Source organism: Paenibacillus tengchongensis (genome assembly GCF_008973665.1).
Lineage (GTDB): Bacteria > Bacillota > Bacilli > Paenibacillales > Paenibacillaceae > Paenibacillus_AQ > Paenibacillus_AQ tengchongensis.
This window is the reverse complement of sequence record NZ_WACP01000064.1, coordinates 1-620: the sequence shown is the minus strand read 5'-3', so window position 1 is coordinate 620 and position 620 is coordinate 1. Positions and strand designations below refer to the sequence as shown.

At 46.6% G+C, this 620-nt stretch carries 2 protein-coding genes; one reads left to right on the top strand and one right to left on the bottom strand.

Going from position 1 to position 620, the window contains the following annotated elements; all coding sequences use genetic code 11:
* Window positions 1-301: DHH family phosphoesterase (locus F1381_RS28680; protein WP_222850504.1), on the top strand; the 301-nt coding region annotated here is incomplete at its 5' end.
* Here F1381_RS28680 and F1381_RS27925 read toward each other — a convergent pair.
* Window positions 210-620, bottom strand: a 411-nt coding sequence (locus F1381_RS27925) for a hypothetical protein (RefSeq protein ID WP_222850503.1), incomplete at its 5' end; no start/stop codon positions are given. The genes F1381_RS28680 and F1381_RS27925 overlap by 92 nt on opposite strands.

The following is a 620-nucleotide window of genomic DNA, read 5'->3' as shown; positions in this document are numbered from 1 at the left end:
GCTGGCGTTGACGATTTTCTTAAATAAACTGGGTAAACATGCTACGGCGGTGTTTAGCGGCGAAGTACCGCCAGCGATTTCGTTTTTAAATCCAGATAAGACGTTTGAACAGACGGCGAATAGTTTGCGCGATTTTATTATTGCGCTAGATAAAGCAACAGCTGATCATTTGCGGTATAAAGTGGTTGACGATGCGGTGAAGATTTTTATTACGCCGTACCGCACGACGATTTCCGAGAAGGATTTGGAATTTTCGCAGGGTGATTATAATGTTGAGCTGGTGGTGGCGTTGTATCTTTAGCGATCGCATCCATAATTGATTCGTCCGCCGGAGAAGCTGGAGGCGTTTCCGGCGCTCCCATACCAGGCAAAGCAGCCGTCGAAGAATTATTTGCAAACGGATCAATTTTCGGCGGTTCGTCAGATTTGCCCATCGCAGCATTTAACGGCGTATCGCCAAATGACGGCTCATTAGATCCAATATACTCGCCGTGTGTCAAAATTGTCTTATTCTGATTATTTTGCAATTCTCTTTCTTTATCCTTAGCCGCTTGCTCGGTAGTTGCATTCAACGTGCCGCCCATCAACGGCGTACTACCTATCGGCTCAGGCGTCGAAGT